3 protein-coding genes and 4 pseudogenes are annotated in these 4,091 nt (G+C 50.7%); 4 read left to right on the forward strand and 3 right to left on the reverse strand.

Features of this window, described 5'->3' with window-relative positions; translation table 11 throughout:
• A pseudogene (locus tag U869_RS0128875) lies at positions 1 to 262 on the reverse strand (hypothetical protein); the annotation flags it as partial.
• Between the two features lie 366 nt (positions 263 to 628).
• Here U869_RS0128875 and U869_RS0128880 point away from each other — a divergent pair.
• The 4 genes and pseudogenes from U869_RS0128880 to U869_RS0128895 all read left to right on the forward strand — a co-directional run.
• The gene (locus tag U869_RS0128880) at positions 629 to 886 is read left to right on the forward strand and encodes a YjhX family toxin (RefSeq protein ID WP_025122450.1); all 258 of its coding nucleotides are present in this window, start codon (positions 629 to 631) and stop codon (positions 884 to 886) included.
• Positions 887 to 896: 10 nt separating this feature from the next.
• Positions 897 to 1,730: pseudogene (locus U869_RS0128885) on the forward strand (class I SAM-dependent methyltransferase); the annotation flags it as partial.
• A gap of 91 nt (positions 1,731 to 1,821) precedes the next feature.
• A pseudogene (locus tag U869_RS0128890) lies at positions 1,822 to 2,369 on the forward strand (GNAT family N-acetyltransferase).
• Positions 2,370 to 2,418: 49 nt separating this feature from the next.
• A pseudogene (locus U869_RS0128895) lies at positions 2,419 to 3,177 on the forward strand (cyclopropane-fatty-acyl-phospholipid synthase family protein); the annotation flags it as partial.
• 59 nt (positions 3,178 to 3,236) lie between these two features.
• Here the strand turns inward: U869_RS0128895 and U869_RS0128900 are convergent.
• Both U869_RS0128900 and yafN read right to left on the reverse strand, forming a co-directional pair.
• Positions 3,237 to 3,641 (reverse strand): type II toxin-antitoxin system YafO family toxin, encoded by a 405-nt coding sequence (locus tag U869_RS0128900; RefSeq protein ID WP_037408941.1) that lies wholly within the window; start codon positions 3,639 to 3,641, stop codon positions 3,237 to 3,239.
• Entirely contained in the window at positions 3,638 to 3,931 is a 294-nt protein-coding gene (yafN, locus tag U869_RS0128905; RefSeq protein WP_025122454.1) for a type I toxin-antitoxin system antitoxin YafN, read from the reverse strand. The genes U869_RS0128900 and yafN overlap by 4 nt, the downstream gene beginning before the upstream one ends.
• Positions 3,932 to 4,091 lie beyond the last annotated feature (160 nt).

A 4,091-nucleotide genomic window follows, 5' to 3' on the forward strand; every position in this document is an offset into this window, starting at 1 on the left:
CACATTGAATACTTGACCCAAATTTCCCGTTGATAAAAAAGGCCGCTGCGTTTGATCTTTTTCCTGAAAATTTAAAATCATCACAGAAATACGAAGTCACCCCTTTGATATCATCCTTGTTTTTTACCCATGTGCACATCTTGGCCGCATTCAATTCGTTGAAGCTAGCACCAAATTTAACGCCCTTGTACCCATCTACCGCCATAGCAGAAGAAGATGCAGCAAGTAAAATCAACCCCAGAGAAAATAGCTGCTTTTTCATGTTAATCATCCTTAAAGCACAAAACCATGCCACCTGGAAAGTAGAGTATCTCACCTGCAAAGCGTTTAACAAGCCCCCTCCAGTTCTCGTTGAAAGATGGCATAGCCCGGCACCAACGCTACCAGGAACCCTTTCCAGTTCACACTTTTCAGGCTGGATTATTCCCTTACAGACACTGCGTGTTATCATGCAGCTCGTAAAACCCTTTCAACTCATACCGAGGCTTTGATGCTGGAGAATGTAATCATCCGATAATCAGCTTCCCGACCTTTTCAGGCCGGACTGATTATCAATGCGCCGAAATCGAATGCGGACACCGCTGTGTGTTTGCACGTTTTGCATATGATGATTAACAGGTTTTTCAGCATGAATTTATCCCGTCAGGAACAACGTACCTTACACGTTCTCGCCAAAGGTGGACGTATTGCGCACGTCCGCGATTCATCCGGCCGCGTCACCTCCGTTGAATGCTATAGCCGTGAAGGGCTGTTGCTCAGCGACTGCACGCTCGCCGTGTTCAAAAAACTCAAAACCAAAAAACTGATCAAGTCCGTCAAGGGCCAACCGTACCGCATTAACACCAGCGGACTGAACAACGTTCGTGCCCAGTTGGACAACCGCTAAGGACACCGTCATGGATATCAACACGATTATTTCTGGCTCGCATCCCCTAAAACTGTTGCCAGAGGAAAGCAAAATCCCCTGGGATGATGCGGGCTTCAGCCAACGAATGCTCGAGAATCATCTGTCGCAGGAGCATGACTGGGCCAGCCGCAAACTGCCGGTCATTGAACAACAGGTGACATGGATCACCAGCCAGCTCCATGCAGGGGCACGCATTCTCGATCTCGGCTGCGGGCCCGGCTTTTACACTCACATGCTTGCAGAGCACGGCTTTCACTGCACTGGCGTGGATTTCTCACCGGCATCAATCAATTATGCCCGTCAGCAAGCACAGACGGCAGGACTGGATATTGAGTATCTGCAACAGGACGTACGGGCGTACTCCCCGGCTCAGCAGTTTGATTTCATTATGATGACCTTTGGTGAGTTGAACGTCTTCAGCGCGCGGGATGCACGTGCCTTACTCAGCCACTGCGCACAGTGGTTGGTTTCTGGGGGAAAACTGCTCACAGAAGTACATACCTTCGATGAAATCAAACGCCAGGGTATGGCAGCACCGGCCTGGCAACGCTGCCCACAGGGGCTGTTTCTCGCCAGACCCCACTTGCTGTTGACGGAACATACCTGGGATGAAGAGACCCAAACCAGCTCAACGTTATTCTGGGCCATAGAGGAAAGTGGTAACACCACTCGTTTTGGTAACCAAATGACGGCCTGGCACGATGAGGAATATCTCAACCTTATCAGTGATTGCGGTTTCACCGCGCTCCCTGGCCCGGATAGCGCTGCATGGCCAGTCAGCCAGACGTTCGCCGGAAAATTGTTTGCCCTGTTGGCGGAGAAGAAATAGTCCGTCCAGGGCTAACCATACCGTATTAAAACCACTGGGCTGCGCAACATTTGCGCCCAGTTGGATAATCGCTAAGGAGAGTGTTATGACACACAGCAACTTCACCATTCACATCACCACTGAATGCGATGCCGACGACATTCGCAAGGTTGAAACCACAGCATTTGGCTTCAGTAAAGAGGCCGATCTGGTTGCGGATTTACTTGGCGACGAAACCGCTCACCCGCCGTTATCTCTGATGGCCAGACACAACGGGAAAGCCATCGGGCATATCCTGTTTACCCTGGCGACATTCAACGGGAAGAGTGACTCACCCATGATGCATATCCTCGCACCGCTGGCGGTGATCCCGGAATACCAGGGAATGGGCGTGGGCGGATTGCTAATCCGCAGCGGCATCGAGCATCTCAAGACGATGGGATGTCGGATGGTCTTTGTTCTCGGCCATGCAACCTATTATCCCCGGTATGGATTTGAACCCGGTGCGGGAGACAAAGGTTATTCCGCTCCTTATCCCATCCCGGAACAACATAAAGCTTGCTGGATGCTGCAATCACTTTCGGCTGAACCACTAAGCCAGACTGGCCATATTCGGTGTGCGCAAGCATTGATGAAGCCGGAACATTGGCGTGAGTAATTGCCCGATGTTTGCAGCTAATCCCTTAACGTACTCATCTGTGAAAGGAATTTAAAATTGGATATCCCACGTATTTTTACTATTTGCGAAAGTGCTCACCGCATCCATAACCCCTTCACGCCAGAGAAGTTCGCGATCCTCGGCGCAGCGTTACGGATGGAACCGGGCATGCGAGTGCTCGACCTCGGTAGCGGCTCGGGTGAGATGCTCTGCACCTGGGCACGCGATTACACCATTACCGGTACCGGCATCGACATGAGCCCGTTATTTACCCAACAGGCCAAACTGCGGGCCGACGAGCTTGGCGTCGCCGAGCGCATCGAGTTTATTCATAACGATGCCTCCGGTTACGTAACTGAAAAAAAATGCGACGTAGCGGCCTGCGTCGGGGCTACCTGGATTGGAGGAGGCGTCGCTGGCACGATGGAACTGTTGAGCAAGAGCCTCAAGTCAGGCGGGATCCTGCTTATCGGTGAGCCTTACTGGCGTCAGTTGCCAGCGACGGAAGAGATCGCCATAGAGTGCGGAGCCACGGCCCTTTCCGACTTTCTCACCCTCCCTGAACTTGTCTCCTCATTCGGCACGCTCGGTTACGACGTGGTGGAAATGGTGCTGGCAGATCAGGAGGGCTGGGACAGATACGTAGCCGCTATGTGGCTGACTATGCGCCGGTGGCTAGAGTCCAACCCCGATGATGATATGGTAGAGGAAGTCCGGACGCAGTTAACGACAGCGCCTAAACGCCATGTGGCCTATACACGTGAGTACCTTGGCTGGGGAGTGTTTGCGTTGATGGCACGGTGAAGCTATTTCTGCGAATAAAACAATGCCCCATCGAAAGATGGGGCATAATTTGAATCAGTTCAATACTTCATTCTGAACGCTTCAGCCATTAGTCCGATCTTGTGCATATGATTGTTGTTTCGAGCCATCTTATGCGCCTCGGGTTTTAAAATGATAATCAATAGGTAGGCATCGGGATCCATCGCACCTTGGCAATAAACCAGATGTGCCCGATCGCTGGTTCTCTTGAACTGACGTAGGTAGCTGGGAAAAGGTGCATCCGCATCGCTAAGGTGGATGTGAGCTACCTGCTCTTCTTTTACCAGCGGGTAGGTGCGATCGTCATCATATCGCGCATCACGGCCAAACACATCTGGCAACACCCCATCCTTTTTATAGGACAGGAAATCCGTTTCTAAATCATCAAGCTCCTGTTGGCTCAATTGTTGGCGGATCAGCGCAGACTTGAAAATCCTGATGCTCATTCCGTGAACTCGGTCAGCTCCTTGTCAGTGACGTTTTGCAGCAGTTGTTGCCCATTATCAGCAATATCTTGTAAACGTTCAGCCGTTGGTCTGAAGCGTGCTGCGATGTGCCCCTTGCCCTGCTTCTCTTCCAGCAGATCGATCAGCGCCTCAAAAACCTTGGCACTAACCATGTAGCCTGCGGGCCGGTTGTTAGAAAGTACGGCAACAGGTTCATCAATAAAATACTTAGCCGGATTTTTTCTCAACTCTGTGATATTAATCGACTTTTCAGCAAGAATGCGTTCCATAATTTACCTAGCCACGTACATTAAAATAATCATTTCAACATACATTGTAGCATACGTTATTTTGCGTGTTAACTATGCGTGTGAGTTCCTTGGCTGGGACGTGTTTGCGTTGATGGCACGGTGATGTGAGTCTGTCGGTATTGTAGTGGTCAACTAATAC

This window comes from Serratia sp. H1w (assembly GCF_000633355.1).
In the GTDB taxonomy this organism is placed as follows: Bacteria; Pseudomonadota; Gammaproteobacteria; order Enterobacterales; family Enterobacteriaceae; genus Chania.

Excerpts from the sequence above, each read along its gene's own strand:
- yafN (WP_025122454.1), bottom strand. The coding sequence starts at position 3,931 with ATGGAACGCATTCTTGCTGAAAAGTCGATTAATATCACAGAGTTGAGA.
- U869_RS0128900 (WP_037408941.1), bottom strand. The coding sequence starts at position 3,641 with ATGAGCATCAGGATTTTCAAGTCTGCGCTGATCCGCCAACAATTGAGC.
- U869_RS0128880 (WP_025122450.1), top strand. The coding sequence starts at position 629 with ATGAATTTATCCCGTCAGGAACAACGTACCTTACACGTTCTCGCCAAA.